Raw genomic sequence first — 618 nt, forward strand, 5'->3', positions numbered from 1 at the left:
CCAAGGCGCCCCCGCCAGCAAAGGCGTCRCCGTCGGCCAAAGCATCATCACTATGGCCTCCGGAGCCGTCGACACCGGCGCCCCCGGGCTCCTCTGCTACGGCGCGGCGAAGGCGGCGGTGGTGCAGTTGACCAGGACGCTGGCGACGGAGGTCGGTCCGTACGGCATCCGCGTGAACGCCGTGGCGCCGGGCTGGATCCGCACTCCCATGACGGCCCGCCACGACCGCGAGGCCCGGGCGAGCACCGAGAAGATCATGAAACGCATGGCCCCACTGGGCCGCGTGGGTGAACCGGAGGACATCGCGCACGCGGTGCTGTATCTGGCGTCCGATGCCTCAGCCTTCACGACCGGCCAGATCCTCCGCCCCAACGGCGGGGTCGCCATGCCGTGGTGATGCGTCGTGCCGCGGTGGGCCGTCACGCTGCGGTGAGCCGTCATGCCCCGGTGAGCCGTCACGCTGCGGTGAGCCGTCATACCCCACTGATTCCAGGGGGGGGGGGGGGGGGGGGGGGGGGGGGGGGGGGGGGGGGGGGGGGGGGGGGGGGGGGGGGGGGGGGGGGGGGGGGGGGGGGCTGGCGTCCGATGCCTCAGCCTTCACGACCGGCCAGATCCTCC

The 618-nt window shown here is 74.4% G+C and carries 1 protein-coding gene; it reads left to right on the plus strand.

What is annotated here, in order from left to right; translation table 11 throughout:
• Window positions 1–397, plus strand: a 397-nt coding sequence (locus AB8Z36_RS41530) for an SDR family NAD(P)-dependent oxidoreductase (RefSeq protein ID WP_369218500.1), incomplete at its 5' end; no start/stop codon positions are given.
• Window positions 398–618: the final 221 nt, after the last annotated feature.

The sequence above is a fragment of the Streptomyces flavofungini genome, assembly GCF_041028215.1.
GTDB classification, from domain to species: Bacteria; Actinomycetota; Actinomycetes; order Streptomycetales; family Streptomycetaceae; genus Streptomyces; species Streptomyces flavofungini_B.